Annotated in this window: 15 protein-coding genes and 1 tRNA gene; 8 read left to right on the forward strand and 8 right to left on the reverse strand. The window is 71.3% G+C overall.

Annotation, left to right across the window (positions count from 1 at the left end):
* Positions 1-67: 67 nt before the first annotated feature.
* Positions 68-1612 (reverse strand): amino acid permease, encoded by a 1545-nt coding sequence (locus tag B2P18_RS15645; RefSeq protein ID WP_286958309.1) that lies wholly within the window; start codon positions 1610-1612, stop codon positions 68-70.
* Between the two features lie 216 nt (positions 1613-1828).
* Here B2P18_RS15645 and B2P18_RS15650 point away from each other — a divergent pair, with 216 nt between their 5' ends.
* From B2P18_RS15650 to B2P18_RS15675, 6 genes are all read left to right on the forward strand, one after another.
* Entirely contained in the window at positions 1829-2908 is a 1080-nt protein-coding gene (locus B2P18_RS15650; protein WP_286958308.1) for an energy-coupling factor ABC transporter permease, read from the forward strand.
* On the forward strand, positions 2901-3713 hold the full coding sequence (cbiQ, locus tag B2P18_RS15655; RefSeq protein WP_286958307.1) for a cobalt ECF transporter T component CbiQ: 813 nt from the start codon (positions 2901-2903) through the stop codon (positions 3711-3713). Before B2P18_RS15650 ends, cbiQ begins: the two co-directional genes overlap by 8 nt.
* Positions 3695-4513, forward strand: coding sequence for an energy-coupling factor ABC transporter ATP-binding protein (locus B2P18_RS15660; RefSeq protein WP_239261491.1), 819 nt, complete (start codon positions 3695-3697; stop codon positions 4511-4513). Before cbiQ ends, B2P18_RS15660 begins: the two co-directional genes overlap by 19 nt.
* A gap of 268 nt (positions 4514-4781) precedes the next feature.
* Positions 4782-6353: a Re/Si-specific NAD(P)(+) transhydrogenase subunit alpha gene (locus B2P18_RS15665; protein WP_286961511.1), complete on the forward strand. Its 1572-nt coding sequence runs from the start codon at positions 4782-4784 to the stop codon at positions 6351-6353.
* A gap of 7 nt (positions 6354-6360) precedes the next feature.
* The gene (gene pntB / locus B2P18_RS15670) at positions 6361-7755 is read left to right on the forward strand and encodes a Re/Si-specific NAD(P)(+) transhydrogenase subunit beta (protein ID WP_286958304.1); all 1395 of its coding nucleotides are present in this window, start codon (positions 6361-6363) and stop codon (positions 7753-7755) included.
* Positions 7756-7939: 184 nt separating this feature from the next.
* Positions 7940-8926: a type IV toxin-antitoxin system AbiEi family antitoxin domain-containing protein gene (locus B2P18_RS15675; RefSeq protein ID WP_029212837.1), complete on the forward strand. Its 987-nt coding sequence runs from the start codon at positions 7940-7942 to the stop codon at positions 8924-8926.
* A 42-nt stretch (positions 8927-8968) separates the two neighbouring features.
* Here B2P18_RS15675 and B2P18_RS15680 read toward each other — a convergent pair whose 3' ends face one another.
* The 3 genes from B2P18_RS15680 to upp all read right to left on the reverse strand — a co-directional run bounded on the left by B2P18_RS15680 (position 8969) and on the right by upp (position 10949).
* Positions 8969-9946, reverse strand: a complete 978-nt coding sequence (locus B2P18_RS15680; protein WP_286958303.1) for a PH domain-containing protein — start codon at positions 9944-9946, stop codon at positions 8969-8971.
* Positions 9947-9961: 15 nt separating this feature from the next.
* Complete coding sequence (locus tag B2P18_RS15685; protein ID WP_019285214.1) at positions 9962-10132, reverse strand: hypothetical protein; 171 nt, start codon at positions 10130-10132, stop codon at positions 9962-9964.
* A 178-nt stretch (positions 10133-10310) separates the two neighbouring features.
* Positions 10311-10949: a uracil phosphoribosyltransferase gene (gene upp, locus B2P18_RS15690; RefSeq protein ID WP_029212835.1), complete on the reverse strand. Its 639-nt coding sequence runs from the start codon at positions 10947-10949 to the stop codon at positions 10311-10313.
* Positions 10950-10965: 16 nt separating this feature from the next.
* Here upp and tadA point away from each other — a divergent pair, with 16 nt between their 5' ends.
* Both tadA and B2P18_RS15700 read left to right on the forward strand, forming a co-directional pair.
* Complete coding sequence (tadA, locus tag B2P18_RS15695; RefSeq protein ID WP_029212834.1) at positions 10966-11478, forward strand: tRNA adenosine(34) deaminase TadA; 513 nt, start codon at positions 10966-10968, stop codon at positions 11476-11478.
* 10 nt (positions 11479-11488) lie between these two features.
* Positions 11489-11578: transfer RNA gene (locus B2P18_RS15700), tRNA-Ser, on the forward strand.
* Between the two features lie 84 nt (positions 11579-11662).
* Here B2P18_RS15700 and B2P18_RS15705 read toward each other — a convergent pair.
* From B2P18_RS15705 to B2P18_RS15720, 4 genes are read right to left on the reverse strand one after another with little or no spacing between them, the layout of a single operon-like run.
* A complete protein-coding gene (locus B2P18_RS15705) occupies positions 11663-12676 on the reverse strand; it encodes an aldo/keto reductase (protein ID WP_019285211.1) in 1014 nt (337 codons plus the stop codon).
* Positions 12676-13644: a Gfo/Idh/MocA family oxidoreductase gene (locus B2P18_RS15710; protein ID WP_029211717.1), complete on the reverse strand. Its 969-nt coding sequence runs from the start codon at positions 13642-13644 to the stop codon at positions 12676-12678. The genes B2P18_RS15705 and B2P18_RS15710 overlap by 1 nt, the downstream gene beginning before the upstream one ends.
* 2 nt (positions 13645-13646) lie before the next feature.
* The gene (ligA, locus tag B2P18_RS15715; RefSeq protein ID WP_286961514.1) at positions 13647-15005 is read right to left on the reverse strand and encodes a protocatechuate 4,5-dioxygenase subunit alpha; all 1359 of its coding nucleotides are present in this window, start codon (positions 15003-15005) and stop codon (positions 13647-13649) included.
* Positions 15002-15925 (reverse strand): amidohydrolase family protein, encoded by a 924-nt coding sequence (locus tag B2P18_RS15720; protein ID WP_286961516.1) that lies wholly within the window; start codon positions 15923-15925, stop codon positions 15002-15004. The genes ligA and B2P18_RS15720 overlap by 4 nt, the downstream gene beginning before the upstream one ends.
* Positions 15926-16045 lie beyond the last annotated feature (120 nt).

Raw genomic sequence — 16045 nt, forward strand, 5'->3', positions numbered from 1 at the left:
CGGGATGTGACCACTCGGCGTGAGAGGTGGTCGGCGTCTCGCGCAGGAAGCGGGACGCGGGTCGGGGTCAGTCGTCCTGCCGGGTCGACCCGTTGGCGTCGTAGCGACCCCCGGCGGCGGGGTTGCCGATGTGCTCGTGGGGCGTCGCGGCCTCGCCCTTGAGGTGCAGGCGCGAGTGGGTCCGCGAGTACGCGAAGTAGATCAGGAAGCCGAGCGCCATCCACACGAGGAACCGCAGCCAGGTGTCGAGCGGCAGGTTGAGCATCAGGTAGAAGGAGACCAGCGCGGCGAGCCAGGGCAGGATCGGCGATCCGGGCACCTGGAAGGAGCGCTCCAGGTCGGGGCGGCTCTTGCGCAGCACCGGGACGGCGACCGACACGAGGACGAAGGCCGACAGGGTGCCGATGTTGACCATCTCCTCGAGCTTGCCGATGGGGGTCAGCGAGGCCACGAGGGCGACGAGCAGGCCGATGATGATCGTGATGCGGACCGGGGTGCCGGTGCGGTGGTTGGTGCGGCCCAGCCAGCGGGGGAGCAGCCAGTCGCGGGACATCGCGAAGACCACGCGCGTGCCACCGATCATCAGCGTCATGACGACGGTGAACAGACCGGCGACGGCGCCGGCGGAGATGAGCGTCGACGCCCACCCCTGACCGACGCTCTCGAACGCCGAGGCCAGCGCTGCCTTGGGGTTGATCTGGTCGTAGTGCACCATGCCGGTGATCACGAGCGAGACGGCCACGTAGAGGATCGTGCAGATGATCAGCGAGGCGATGATGCCGATCGGCAGGTCCTTCTGCGGGTTGCGGGCCTCCTCGGCCGTCGTCGCGACCACGTCGAAGCCGATGTAGGCGAAGAACACGAGCGAGGCGCCGGCGAGGATGCCACCCCAGCCGTAGGTCGTCGGGTTGAGGCCGAAGATCAGCTGCACGAGGGGCTGGTGCATGACGCCGGCCTCGGCGGCCTGCGGGGCGATCGCCTCCGGGATGAACGGCGAGTAGTTCTCCGGCTTGATGAAGCGGATGCCGGCGATGATCACGAACAGCACGATGAACAGCTTGATCGCGACGAAGACGAGGTTGACCCGCATCGACTCCTTGATGCCGTAGGCGATCAGGGCCGTGATGACGGCGACGAGGAGGAAGGCCGGCAGGTCGAAGCGCGAGCCGGGGGCCACGGAGGCGGGGAACGTGAGGCCGAGGTGGCCGAGGAGCACGACGAAGTACTGCGACCAGCCCTGGGCGACGACGGCGGCGCCCAGCATCATCTCCAGGAGCAGGTCCCAGCCGATGATCCAGGCGACGAGCTCACCGAGCGTCGCGTAGGAGAAGGTGTAGGCCGACCCGGACACGGGGACGGTCGAGGCGAACTCGGCGTAGCAGAGGGCGGCGAGCCCGCAGGAGAAGGCCGCGATCACGAAGGAGATGACGATGGCGGGGCCGGCGTACTGCGCGGCGGCGCGTCCGGTGAGGGTGAAGATGCCGGCTCCGATGATGACGCCGATGCCGAAGACCGTGAGGTCGACCGCCGTCAGGTTCTTCTTGAGCTGGTACTCCTCCTCGACGGTCTCGGCGATGGACGCCTCGATCGACTTCGTGCGGAACAGGCTCATCCGGTCAACTCCTCGTAGGTGTGGGCGTGGCACGTCTGGTGGGCCGTGAATAACATTGCGCGCCATAGCGTGCACCCGCACGAAGGCCGCTGGGAAGGGCACCAGGGTGGACCGTGACCGGATCGTGCCGCGTCCTGTCCGCATACTGGGAAGTACGTCAGCGCCGCAGGTCGAACCCGTATTGCAATGCCTTCGCAACAGGGAAATGATGACGGCATGCACATCCCCGACGGGTTCCTGGACGCCCCCACCTCCATCGGCACCGGCCTGCTGGCGGTGGGCGCCACGGCGCTGGCCCTGCGCCAGGCCCGGCGCGAGCTCGGCGAGACCGGGCCCGTGCTGGCGGGCCTCGTCGCGTGCTTCATCTTCGCCGTGCAGATGGTCAACTTCCCGGTCGGGGCGGGCACGAGCGGTCACCTCCTCGGCGGAGCGCTCGCCGCGGTCCTCGTCGGCCCATGGACGGGCGTGCTCGTCATGACGACGGTGCTGCTCGTGCAGGCGCTCGTCTTCGCCGACGGCGGGCTCACCGCACTCGGCGCCAACATCACCGTCATGGGCGTGGTCGGCGTCCTCGTCGGGTCGATCGTCGTGCGCGCCGTCCTCGCGGTGCTCCCTCGCCGGCCGGCCTCCGTGGTGCCCGCCGCAGCCGTCGCGGGTCTGCTCGCGGTCCCGGCCGCGGCCCTCGCCTTCGTCGGTCTGTATGCCGTGGGCGGGGCCGCCCCCATCCCGCTGGGCACCCTCACGACGGCGATGCTCGGCTGGCACCTGGTCATCGGCATCGGGGAGGCCGTCATCACCGCGGCCGTCGTGTCCGCCGTCGTGGCGTCACGACCCGACCTGGTGCACGTCGCGCGTCACCTCGTGCCGGACCTGGAGCTCGTGGACGGCGACGGACGACGGACGACGGTGCGCGCCGACGCACCCGTTGGTCGCCGCCGGGCGGGCGTCACCCCGCGCTTCGCCGGCGGGCTGCTCGCCACGTCCTTGCTGGTCGGCGGGGGGCTGAGCCTGCTGGCCAGCAGCCACCCGGACGGCCTCGAGTATGTCGGCGAGCGCCTCGGCTTCGGCTCCACCGCGGTCGACTCGGCGGCAGCCTCATCGCCGCTGGCGGACTACTCCCTCGCGTGGCTGGGCGACGGGGCGGGAGCCGCGGTCGCCGCCGGCATCATCGGCGTCCTGCTGACCCTGGCGCTCGGTATCCTGCTGTCGTCCCTGGCGCATCGTGGCGGAGCACCCGAGGAGGGCGACGACGACCGCAGCCCGGTCGGTGCGGGCGCCACCCGCCGCGATGGCTGACCTCGCTCCGGCGCCGCCGCTCCACGGTCACGAGCACGGTGGCGGGGCCCCCGAGGAGGGGCTCGTCATACCTCGCGACAGCGTCGTCCACCACCTCCCGCCGCAGGTCAAGCTGGTCTGCCTGCTCGCCTTCATGATCGTCGTGGTCGCCGCGCCGACCGGTGCCTGGGGCCTGCTGGGGCTCGACGCGCTGCTGCTCGTCGCGGTGGTGCTGGCGGCCCGGCTGCCGTGGGCGCACGTGCTGCGGCGGCTCGCGGTCGAGGCGCCGTTCGTGGTGTTCGCGGTCGTGACGCCGTTCGTCGCGACCGGCCCACGCGTCGAGGTGCTGGGCCTGTCGGTGTCGCAGCCGGGCCTCGTGGCGGCGGGCACGATGCTCGCCAAGGCCACGCTGGGCGTGCTCGCCGCTGTTGTCCTCGCGTCGAGCACGGCTCCCCGCGAGCTCGTGGCGGGTCTCGAGCGGCTGCGGCTGCCGGCGGCGTTCGTCGCCATCCTGACCTTCATGGTCCGCTACCTCGGCGTCATCACCGCCGACCTGCACCGCATGCGGGTGGCGCGGGAGTCCCGGGGCTACCGCGGTGGACGGGCGGGGCACCTCGCCGCCGTCGCGGGCGGGGCGGGGGCGTTGTTCGTGCGGTCCTACGAGCGGGGGGAGCGCGTGCACCAGGCGATGCTCGCGCGGGGCTACACCGGGCGGCTGCCCGCGGCCTCGTCGTCTCGACCCGCGTCGCTGGCCGAGTGGCTGACGGGCGCGTCCCTGCCGCTCGCCGCCGCCGTACTCTTGGCCGGATGGCACCTGCTCCCGTGACCCCACCCCCGGCGCCCGCGCCATACCCGGCACCTGCTGCGCCGCCGGCGCTCGACGTCCAGCGGCTGGCGTTCGCCTACCCGGACGGTCGCCAGGTGCTCTACGGCGTGGACCTGCAGGTCGCGGCGGGCGAGCGCGTCGCCGTCCTCGGCCCCAACGGCGCCGGCAAGACCACGCTCCTGCTGCACCTCAACGGCATCCTCGGCTCCGTCAGCGGCGGCACGGGCACGGGCAGCGTCGCCGTGGCCGGGATCCCGCTGCGCCGCGACACCCTCGGCGACGTGCGGCGGCGCGTCGGCATCGTCTTCCAGGACCCCGACGACCAGCTGTTCATGCCCACGGTCGGCGATGACGTGGCCTTCGGTCCGCACAACCTCGGCCTGCGCGGTGCGGCCCTCGACGAGCGGGTCCGCCGATCCCTGGACCTGGTCGGGATGGGGGACGTCATCGACCGCCCGCCCCACCACCTGTCCTTCGGGCAGCGCCGTCGCGTGGCCGTCGCGACCGTCCTCGCCATGGAGCCGGACGTGCTCGTGCTGGACGAGCCGTCGTCCAACCTGGACCCCGCGAGCCGCCGCGAGCTCGCGGACATCCTCACGTCCCTGGACGTGGCGATCCTCATGGTCACCCACGACCTGCCCTATGCCCTGCAGCTGTGCTCCCGGTCGGTGCTGCTCGACGAGGGCCGCATCGTGGCGGACGGCCGCACCCGAGACCTGCTCGCCGACGACACCCTCATGCGGGCCCACCGCCTCGAGCTGCCCTACGGCTTCGACCCGTTGTCGGTGCCGGGCGCCTGAGGAGGCCCCCCGCAATCGCTCGTGACGCCCCCGAAGAGCCACGAGCCCCCTGATCTCACGCGGGAGGCCTCCGGCGTCGACGGTATCAACGAGGGGTGGGCTCGACCCAGACGCGTTTCACCACTCGGCACAGTCCCGCACGCAGGGTGGTGAACAGTTGCTCACCGCGACGCTCGCGTCGGCTCCGGCAGTCGCGACCGGGGGTCGGTGGTCGTCCGGGCCAGGCATGGCCATACAGTGATGCCACCCACGTCGGAAGGCTCCACCCATGCAGATCGGTGTCCCTCTCGAGACGCTCCCCGGCGAGACCCGCGTCGCCGCCACGCCCACCAGCGTCGTGCAGCTCGTCACGCTCGGCTACGACGTCGTCGTCGAGTCCGGCGCCGGCGCCGCGGCCAGCCTGCCCGACGAGGCGTATGCCGAGGCCGGCGCCACCGTCGTCGACCGCGAGGGGGCCTGGGCCGCCGACATGGTCTACAAGGTCAACCCGCCGAGCGACGACGAGATCCAGCAGCTGCGGGAGGGCGCGACCCTCGTCAGCCTGGTGCAGCCGGCGCTGCGGCCCGAGCTGGTCGAACGCCTCGCGGCCCACCGCCTGACGGTCCTCGCCACCGACGCCGTGCCCCGCATCTCGCGGGCGCAGTCGCTGGACGTCCTGAGCTCGATGGCCAACATCGCGGGCTATCGCGCGGTGGTGGAGGCCGCCCACGAGTTCGGCCGGTTCTTCACCGGGCAGGTCACGGCGGCCGGCAAGGTCCCACCGGCCACCGTCATGGTCGCCGGTGCCGGGGTCGCCGGCCTCGCCGCCATCGGCACGGCCAACGCGCTCGGCGCCGTGGTCAAGGCCACCGACGCCCGCCCCGAGGTCGCCGAGCAGGTCGAGTCGATGGGCGCGCAGTTCCTCGCCGTCGACGTCGAGCAGCAGGTCTCCACCGACGGCTACGCGCACGGCACGACCTCGGCCTACGACGAGGCCGCCGCTCGGATGTATGCCGAGAACGTCCCCCAGAGCGACATCGTCATCACCACCGCCCTCATCCCGGGCCGGCCCGCGCCCCGGCTGATCACCGCCTCGATGGTCGCCGCCATGCGCCCCGGCTCCGTCATCGTCGACATGGCCGCGGCCACCGGCGGCAACGTCGAGGGCAGCGTCCCCGACCAGCGCGTCGTCACCGACAACGGCGTCGTCATCCTCGGCTACACCGACCTGCCCGCCCGCCTCCCCGGCCAGGCCTCGCAGCTCTACTCCACCAACCTCGTCAACCTCACCACGCTCATCACCCCCGGCAAGGACGGGCAGGTCGTCCTCGACATGGAGGACGTCGTGCAGCGCGGCATGACCGTCGTGCTCCAGGGCGAGACGCTCTGGCCCCCACCACCGATCCAGGTCTCGGCGGCGCCCCCACCCGCCGCTGCCGCTGGAGGCGCGACGGTCGCCGGGGCCGGGTCCGGGGTGACCGACGCCGAGCCGGTGACGGGCCATCGCGGCGGGCGGTCGGCATACGGCCGGGGTCTGCTGCTCCCGCTCGGGGTCGTGGCCTTCCTGCTGCTGGCCGCGTTCTCGCCGCCCGCGTTCCTCGGCCACTTCATGGTGTTCATGCTGGCCTGCGTGGTCGGCTACTACGTCATCGGCAACGTCCACCACGCCCTGCACACCCCGCTGATGTCGGTCACCAACGCCATCAGCGGCATCATCATCGTCGGCGCGCTCGCCCAGCTCGGGCGCGGTCATCTCGCCGTCGACGTCCTCGCGTTCGCCGCCGTCCTCGTCGCCAGCATCAACATCTTCGGCGGCTTCACGGTGACCCAGCGCATGCTCGCGATGTTCCGGAAGGGCTGACCCGCCGATGACCGCCGCCCTGTCCTACGCCGCGCAGATCGTCGCCGGCCTGCTGTTCATCCTCGCCCTCGCGGGCCTGTCCAAGCACGAGTCGGCCCGCCGCGGCAATGCCTTCGGCATCCTCGGTATGGCGCTGGCCCTCGTCGCCACGATCGGCCTCGTCATCTCGCTCAACGGGCTCGACGCGCTGCTCATGCTGCTCGTCGCCATGCTGATCGGTGGCGCCATCGGCGTGCACCGCGCGCAGCGCGTCGAGATGACCGGCATGCCCGAGCTCATCGCGCTGCTGCACAGCTTCGTGGGGCTGGCGGCCGTGCTCGTCGGCTTCAACTCGTGGATCCCGACGTCGGGGCGCCCGGGGCACCTCGACGCGCTCGAGCGCATCCACAACGGCGAGGTCTTCCTCGGGATCTTCATCGGCGCGGTGACGCTCACCGGGTCGATCGTGGCCTTCCTCAAGCTGTCGGCCAAGATGAAGTCCGCGCCGCTGATGCTGCCGCACCACAACCTGGTCAACCTGGCTGCGCTCGTGGTGTCGCTCGGGCTGATGGTGTGGTTCGTGCCGACCGGCCACGCCGTCCCGCTCGTGCTGATGACGGTGATCGCGCTCGCGCTGGGGTGGCACCTGGTCGCCTCGATCGGCGGTGGCGACATGCCGGTGGTCGTGTCGATGCTCAACAGCTACAGCGGATGGGCTGCTGCCGCAGCGGGATTCATGCTCAGCAATGACCTGCTGATCATCACGGGTGCGCTCGTGGGCTCGTCCGGTGCCTACCTGTCCTACATCATGTGCCGCGCCATGAACCGGTCGTTCGTGTCGGTCATCGCCGGCGGCTTCGGCTCGGACGGCGCGGTGACGGGGGAGGAGCGTGACTACGGCGAGCACCGCGAGACGAGCGCCGACGAGGTGGCCTCGCTGCTGGTCGAGGCCCGCTCGGTCGTGATCACGCCCGGCTACGGCATGGCGGTCGCGCAGGCGCAGTACGGCGTCGCCGACCTCGCCGCGCGGCTGCGCGAGCGCGGGGTGCAGGTGCGGTTCGGCATCCACCCGGTCGCCGGACGCCTCCCCGGGCACATGAACGTCCTGCTCGCCGAGGCCAAGGTCCCCTACGACATCGTGCTCGAGATGGACGAGATCAACGAGGACCTGGCGACCACCGACGTGGTGCTCGTGATCGGCGCCAACGACACGGTCAACCCCGCCGCCCTCGACGACCCGTCCAGCCCCATCGCCGGGATGCCGGTGCTCGAGGTGTGGCACGCGCACGACGTGATCGTGTTCAAGCGATCCATGTCGACGGGCTATGCCGGCGTCCAGAACCCCCTGTTCTTCAAGGACAACACCCGCATGCTGTTCGGCGACGCCAAGGAGCGCGTCGACGACATCCTGAAGGCCCTCTGACCTCACGCCCAGCGAGATCGGTGCAGCTTCCTGGTCAGATCTGACACCAGACCTGCACCGGTCTCGTGAGCGCGCGCCTGCCGTCGTCCACAGGTTCGTGGAGCGGGCTCGGCATTCCGCGTCCCCGTCCACAGGCTCACGCCATGGAACCGGCTCGGCCACGGCGGACCCGCATCCTGCTGCCATGCCCCCGAGATGCGACGTCCCCGCCGAGATCCTCGCGCGCGCTGCGGACCGTTCCGGTGTCGTCTCCCGACGTGAGCTCCTGGCGGCGGGCCTGACCCCCACGGTCGTGGCACGCATGACGCGAGCCTGGCGACGTCTCCTCCCGGGGGTCTACTGCCTGGACCTCAGGCCCGAGGCGCCGGAGGACAGCATCTCGTTCGCCCAGCGGGCCCAGGCGGGCGTGGTGCTCGCCGGTGGTGGCGCGGTGGTCGGGGGCATGGCGGCGGCCTGTCTGCTGGGGCTGGTGGACGACCCACCCGCCGTCATCGACATCGTCCTGCCTCGACGGCGGCGGCCGGCTCCACAGCCCGGCTATCGGTTCGTGCGGGTGCGACCCGGGGTGCACGCGACCCCACTCCCGCGTGACCTGCCCACGCTGAGGATCGAGGACGTGGTGCTCGACCTCGCGGCCACAGCACCCCGGGACAGAGCGATCGGTCTCGTGGCCACGGCCTGCCAACGGCGCCTGACGCATCCTTGCCGCCTCGCCGATCGTCTCGCCGCGCGGACCCGGCACCCTCGACGCGCGCTCCTGCAGGGGCTCCTGGCGGACGTGGCGTCTGGGTCGACAAGCTACCTCGAGGTCGGATATCTGCGACGGGTGGAGCGAGCCCACCGTCTGCCCGCGTCAGTTCGTCAGGTCGTCGTGCCTGCGACCGGGCACCGCAGCGACGGTGCCTATCCGGACTCGCGAGTGCTGCTCGAGCTCGACGGCACGGCCTTCCACTCAGGGGCCCAGCGCCTGAGGGATGCCGAGCTGGACGCCGCCCATCTCGTCGAGGGGTGGACGACGATCCGGATCACCTATCCGATGGTGTTCGACCAGGCGTGCGCGACCGCTCGACGCGTGATGGCCGTGCACCGTGCTCGCGGCGGCCAGGGTGCGCTTGGGCGGTGCCCCGAGTGTCCTCCTGCGGGACCGGTGCAGGTTGCTGGTCAGATCTGACACCGGACCTGCACCGATGAGGGCAGGACGAGGTGGTGTGGGTCAGGAGAGGGTGTCGTCGCCGCTGCGGTAGATGCTGGTACCGCTGTCGGGGCCGCGCTCCGGCTCGTTGTCGTAGCGCTTGGCGAACCGCTCCCAGCTGCTCAGCAGCTCACGGGCCTCGGCGTCCTGCGAGACGCGGGCGTCGACGATGGGCAGATCGGCGGTGTCGTGACCGTCGCGGGGCGCCCTGCCACCAGCAGTGCGGCCACCAGCGCCACGCCCGCCCTCACGACCGCGTTCGGCGTCACGCCCCGCAGCACGGGCCCGGTCACGCTCGGCGTCGCGGTCCTGCTGCCAGTCCTCGTCCCACCGGTCGCGGTCGCGGCGGGTCGGAGGCGCCACGCGCTGCATCCGCATCGGCCCGGGCTCGACCTGGACGACCCCGCGATAGGGGTCGTCGTCGTGCTCGTCGGGCCAGGCGTGGGCCTCGTCGACGTCGTCGTCGACCGCGGTCACGCGCTCGCGGTCCTCGACGGCGAAGATCTCGGCGCACAGCGCGCGGTAGTTGTGGTCGGGGTTGGGCACGAACCGGATCTCCGACAGCGCCTGCTGCTGACCGGCCGACTCCATGACGAAGGTCCCCCAGCCGAAGATCCGCCCCATGATCGTGCGGTGGTAGGACATGTCGGTGACCTTGGTGAGGGGCATCATCGCGACCTTGCGCACGATGAAGCCGTAGGTCAGCATCAGGCGCTTGTTGGTCGCCACCACCCACTGCTGACGCCACTCGAAGACCATCCACACGGCGCGTGCCACGGCGGCGAACCACACCCACCACAGGACGTTGACGACGCCCCCGAGCCCGGCCGACACGTTGGCGTCGACCAGGATCACGAGCACCAGGATGGCGATGGCGGTCAGGACGGGCTCGGCCACCACGACGGGGTGCTGGTGGATGGCCACGACCAGCTGCTCACCGTCGAGGACGTAGCGCCTGCGCACCGACGGCGGCAGGTGCGGCTCCTCGGACGCGTCCATCGTCAGGCCCTGGGGTCAGCTGTTGATCAGCACGTCGAAGAAGCGGCCGAGCGACTGGACGGCCTGAACGAGGATGTCCCACACGGTGCGCACGATGTCGGCGGCACGGTCGGGGGAGACGATGATCGCGTAGATCAGGAAGGCGACGAGCAGCCACAGAAAGATCTTCTTGACCTTGGGGTTCACGGTGCGTGGCTCCTTGCTGAGGGGTGGCGCGGGGGCACGGATCAGCGTCCAGTGAAGCAGCGGGCACCCGTGCGGGGCAGGGCGGCTCGCCGCGACGCGCGGTTGAGGTTGGATAACGGGGCGGCCACGGCGCGATCACGGCGGCGCCGTGGGCCGGGGCCGCCGGCATACGGCTGGGTCAGACCACGCCGTAGAGGCGGTCGCCTGCGTCGCCGAGCCCGGGGACGATGTAGCCCTGCTCGTTGAGGTGGTCGTCGATCGCGCCGACGACGAGGGTGACCGGGATGCCGATGTCCTTGACCGCCTCGCGGACCGTCTCGATGCCCTCGGGCGCGGCGATCAGGCAGACGGCGGTGATGTCGTCGGCGCCGAGGTCGCGCAGGAACTCGAAGGCCATGATCAGCGTGTGGCCGGTCGCGAGCATCGGGTCGATGACGTAGACCTGGCGGCCGTGCAGGGAGTCGGGCAGGCGGTTGGCGTAGGCGCTGACCTCGAGCGTCTCCTCGTCGCGCACCATGCCGAGGAAGCCGACCTCGGCGCTCGGCAGCAGCCGCACCATGCCCTCGAGCATGCCGAGCCCGGCGCGCAGGATGGGGACGATGACCGGCTTGGGGTTGGCGAGCTTGATGCCGGTCGTGGGCCCGACGGGCGTCTCGAGGTCGATCGGCTCGGTGCGGACCTCGCGCGTCGCCTCGTAGGCCAGCAGCGTCACGAGCTCCTCGGCCAGCCGCCGGAAGGTCGGGCTGTCCGTGCGCCGGTCGCGCAGGTAGGTGAGCTTGTGGTTGATGAGCGGGTGGTCGGCCACGTGAACCTGCATGGGGGAAACTTATCCCGTGACCGACCCCAGCGCCCCACCGGCGGCCCGCAGCGAGCCGGACGACGGCTTCGCGGTCGACCCGCGCTGGGCCGGGTGGATGGGCGAGGCGCTCGAGCTCGCGGCCGGTTGCGGCGAGGACGTGCCCGTCGGGGCCTGCCTGTATGACGAGAGCGGCGCCCTGGTCGGTCGCGGCCGCAACGAGCGCGAGCGACGGCACGACCCGACCGCCCACGCGGAGGTGGAGGCGTTGCGCGAAGCCGCCGCCACGCGGGGCTCCTGGCGCCTGGACGGCTGCACCCTCGTGGTGACGCTCGAGCCCTGCGTCATGTGCGCCGGTGCGATCGCGGCGAGCCGGGTCTCGCGGGTGGTCATGGGGGCCTGGGACGCCAAGGCCGGGGCGGTCGGATCGGTGTGGGACCTGCTGCGCGACCCCCGTGTCCTGCACCAGGTCGAGGTGGTGGGCGGCGTGCGCGAGCAGGAGTGTTCACGCGTACTTTCCGATTTCTTCGCGCGGCGCCGCTCCGTGTAAAGTCTCCGGCGGTGGCGTGTCCGAGCGGCCGAAGGAGTACGCCTCGAAAGCGTATGAGGGTTTACGCCCTCCGTGGGTTCAAATCCCACCGCCACCGCCAACGGTCCTCCAGCAGGACCTGACGAAGCCCCCGCCGACCACATGGTCGGCGGGGGCCTCGTCGTCGTGCGCGTGGATGCGGTCGTCAGCCGGCCTCGGGGAAGGACTCGGTGTCGACGTCCGCCGCCGCACCGGCGCCGTAGCGCGGGCCGTGGACGGTGCGCTCGTTCATCAGCGCCGACGCCCGCTCGAGGACGTCCGCGGGCAGCGACACGGTCGCGGCGCCCAGGTCCTCCTCGAGGTGCTCGATGCTGCGCGTCCCCGGGATCGCGACGACGTGCTCGCCACGGGACAGGACCCAGGCCAGCGCCAGCTGGGCGAGCGTCACCCCGGCCTCCTGCGCCAGCGCGTCGAGCTCGCGCACGATGGCCAGGTTGGCGGCATAGGCGTCGCCCTGGAAGCGCGGCATCGAGACCCGGAGGTCCTGCTGCGGCAGCGACGCGACGTCCGGCGGGGTCGACGTGAGGATGCCGCGGCCGAGCGGGCTGAACGCCACGAGCGTGATGCCGAGCTCGGCGCAGACGTCCAGGGCCCCGAGCTCGGGGTTGCGGGTCCACAGGCTGTACTCGTTCTGCACGGCGGCGATCGGGTGCACCGCGTGGGCGCGCCGGATCGTCGCCGCGGACACCTCGGACAGGCCGATCGCGCGGATCTTGCCCTCGTCGACCAGCTCGGCCATGGCCCCGACGCTCTCCTCGACCGGCACGCCGGGATCGACGCGGTGCAGGTAGTAGAGGTCGATGACGTCCGTGCGCAGGCTGGTCAGCGCCTCGTCGCAGGTGCGGCGGATCGTGGCAGGGCTGCCGTCGATGACGCGCTTGCCGTCGACGCCCGTCATACCGCACTTGCTGGCGAGGGTGAGCTCGTCGCGACGCGACCCGAGGGTGGACCCGACGAGTCGCTCGTTGGCGCCGAAGCCGTAGAGCGCCGCGGTGTCCAGGTGGTCGACGCCGAGGTCGAGGGCGGCGCGCAGGACCGCGGCGCCCTGCTCCTCGTCCGGGATGGGGTGGTAGACGTGGCTGAGGTTCATGCAGCCCAGGCCGACGGGGGCGACCTCGAAGGGCCCGAGCCGGCGTCGGGCAGCGTCCGCGAGCGCCATCAGGACTGGGCCTCGAGCTGCTTCTCCAGGCCGTCCAGCACGCGGTAGCAGTCGATGACCGACGCGATCGAGGCGTTGGGCTCGCGGCCCTCGCGGATCGCCGCGACGAACTCGCGGTCCTGCAGCTCGATGCCGTCCATGGAGACGTCGACGTCGCTGACGTCGATCTCCTCCTCCTTGCCGGTCACGAGGTCGTCGTAGCGCGCGATGTAGGTGCCGGTGTCGCCGATGTAGCGGAAGAAGGTCCCGAGGGGGCCGTCGTTGTTGAACGACAGGGACAGGGTGCAGATCGCGCCGTTCTCGGCCCGCAGCTGGATCGACATGTCCATCGCGATGCCGAGCTCGGGGTGCATCGGGCCCTGGACGGCGTTGGCCTGCACGATGGGGCTACCGGTCTGGTAGGCGAACAGGTCCACCGTGTGGGCCGCGTGGTGCCACAGGAGGTGATCGGTCCAGCTGCGCGGCTGGCCGAGGGCGTTGAGGTTCTTGCGACGGAAGAAGAACGTCTGGACGTCCATCTGCTGTATGGCGAAGTCGCCCGCCGTGATCGCGTTGTGGACCCACTGGTGGCTGGGGTTGAACCGACGCGTGTGGCCCACCATGCCGACCAGGCCGCTCGCGCGCTGGGCCTCGAGGCACTCCTCGGCGTCGGCCAGGGAGTCGGCGAGCGGGATCTCGACCATGACGTGCTTGCCGGCGCGCAGGCACTCCAGCGTCTGCGAGGCGTGGAGCGGGGTCGGCGTCGCGAGGATGACGGCGTCGACGTCGTCGCGCTGCAGGGACTCCTCGAGGCTGCCGACGGCGGTGCCGACGCCGTGCTCGTCCGCGAACGCCTGAGCGGACTCGAGGCTGGCGCTGATGATCGTGGTCACCTCGACCCCCTCGATGCGCTTGAGGGCGTTGACGTGCTTCGCGCCGAAGGCGCCGCCCCCCGCGAGGGCGATCCGGACGGTGTCGGTGGTAGCCATGGTCACTCCTTGGTGTGGTTGGCCAGGACGAGGTGCCCGACCGCCGTGTTGGAGGCGGGCACATGGTAGAACCGGTGCAGGACCTCGATCGAGCCCGTCTCGTTCACGTCGCTCATGGCCCCGCGGGCGATGAACCACATGACGAGCTCGATGCCCTCGGAGCCGGCCTCGTCGACGTACTCCAGGTGCGGCACCCGGGACAGGCCCTGGGGGTCCTCGACGAGGCGGTCGAGGAAGGCGTTGTCCCACTCCGCGTTGATCAGCCCGGCCCGCGGGCCCTGGAGCTGGTGCGACATGCCGCCCGTGCCCCAGACCTGGACCGTGATGTTCTCGTCCCACGTGTCCAGGGCTCGGCGCAGGGCCTTGCCGAGCGCCAGGCAGCGCGCACCTGAGGGCACGGGGTACTGCACCACGTTGACCGCCAGGGGGATGACCTTGAACGGCCACTCCTCGACGTCGCCGCACAGCAGCGACAGGGGGACCGTCAGGCCGTGGTCGACGTCCATCTCGTTGACGAGCGTGAGGTCGAAGTCGTCGATGATGAGCGACTGCGCGAGGTGCGCGGCGAGCTCGGGGTAGCCGTGGACCGGCGGGACGGGCCGCCGACCGTAGCCCTCGTCGGCCGGCGGGTAGTAGGCGCCGGTGCCGAGGGCGAACGTCGGGATCATCGTGAGGTCGAAGGCCGTCGCGTGGTCGTTGTAGACGAGGATCACGACGTCGGGGGTGTTGTCCTTCAGCCACTGCCGGGACTCGACGTAGCCGTCGAACACCTTCTTCCAGTAGGGCTCCTCGGTCTTGCCGAGGTCCATGGCCGCGCCGATCGCGGGGACGTGCGAGGTGAAGACGGTCGCGGCGAGGGTCACGTGGTGCTCCTGCTGCGCATCCCCGGTCGCGGCCTCGATCACGGCGGCCGCCATCTCGTCGCCGCCGGCGGCGTCCGTGGCCGCCCCCTCGGCGCCCAGGTCCTCGCCCGCTGCCGCGGCGTCGGCGAGCCGGTTGCCGTCGGCGGACCGGCCGCCGCTCTCCATCATCGCGCGGTAGTCCTCTTCGGACATGCCCGTCATCGAGCCCGCCATCTGCTGGAAGGACAGGCCGAAGGTGGCGCCGATCTTGGACAGGAAGTAGATGTTGCCGCCCAGCCGCATCGCCGCGTTGAGGTCGAGGTCCAGGACGGCCTGCTTCTGCTCCTCCGACAGGGGCCACTCGTCGAGGTAGGCGCGCTGGTCGGCGACGAACCGCTCGCGGTTCTCCGCCTTCATCAAGGACATGCAGAACTGGTTGAGGTGATAGCCCTTGGCGCTCTGCGCCGCGTCGAAGATCGTGGTGCCGGGGACGTTGCGGTAGGCCTTGTCGTTGCTCATCGGGCCTCCTCGGGCCAGTACAGACGCAGGGGGTTGTCCACGAGCAGCCGCTGCTGCTTGTCGGGGGTGTCGGCGATCCGGGGGATCCAGTCGACGAGGAGCCCGTCGTCGGGCATGTGCTTCTTGAGGTTGGGGTGCGGCCAGTCCGTGCCCCAGATGACGCGGTCCGGGAAGGTGTCGACGACCCGCTTGGCGAAGGGCACGACGTCGTCATACGCCCGCTGCTCGCCGTCGAGGGCGGCCGGACCGCTCTCGGACAGGCGCTCCGGGCAGGTGGTCTTGCACCACACGTCGTCGCGCGACCGCATGAGGTCCACGAAGGCGTCGAACTCGGGGCCGGCCGGGTCCTTGGTCACGTCGGGGCGCCCCATGTGGTCGATGACGACCGGCACGGTGATGGCCTCGACCAGGCCGCCGACCTCGTCGATGTCGGGGGCCTCGAAGTAGACGACGACGTGCCAGCCGAGTGGCGCGATCTTGTCGACCACCCGGAGGAGCTGGTCCTTGGGGGTGATGTCGACGAGGCGCTTGACGAAGTTGAACCGGACTCCACGCACGCCTGCCTCGTCGAGCTCGGCCAGGGTGTCCTGGCTGACGTCGGCGCGGACGGTCGCGATCCCGCGGGCCCGGCCCTCGGCGCGGCGGACGGCGTCCGCCATCGCGCGGTTGTCGTCGCCGTGGCAGGTCGCCTGCACGATGACGTTGCGGCTGAAGCCGAGGTGGTCCCGCAGCGCGAAGAGCTGGTCGGCGGACGCGTCGCAAGGGGTGTACTTGCGCTCGGGGGCGAAGGGGAACAGGTCACCGGGCCCGAACACGTGGCAGTGCGCGTCGACGGCACCCTCGGGCACCTGGAACGCCGGGGTCGACGGGTCGGAGTACCAGTCGAGCCAGCCCGGGGTCTCGGTGAACGTCTCGCTCATCGAACCCCCTCGTCGAGCCGGCCGGCCCGGATCGGTCGCGGTGCACGGTCCATCGTCGGACCTCCTTCGGCGAGGCGCGCACCCGGTGCGCGTCGTGGCAGGTGGGGGGGGGGGGGGGGG

It is taken from the genome of Arsenicicoccus sp. UBA2120 (assembly GCF_002330965.1).
GTDB classification, from domain to species: domain Bacteria; phylum Actinomycetota; class Actinomycetes; order Actinomycetales; family Dermatophilaceae; genus Arsenicicoccus; species Arsenicicoccus bolidensis.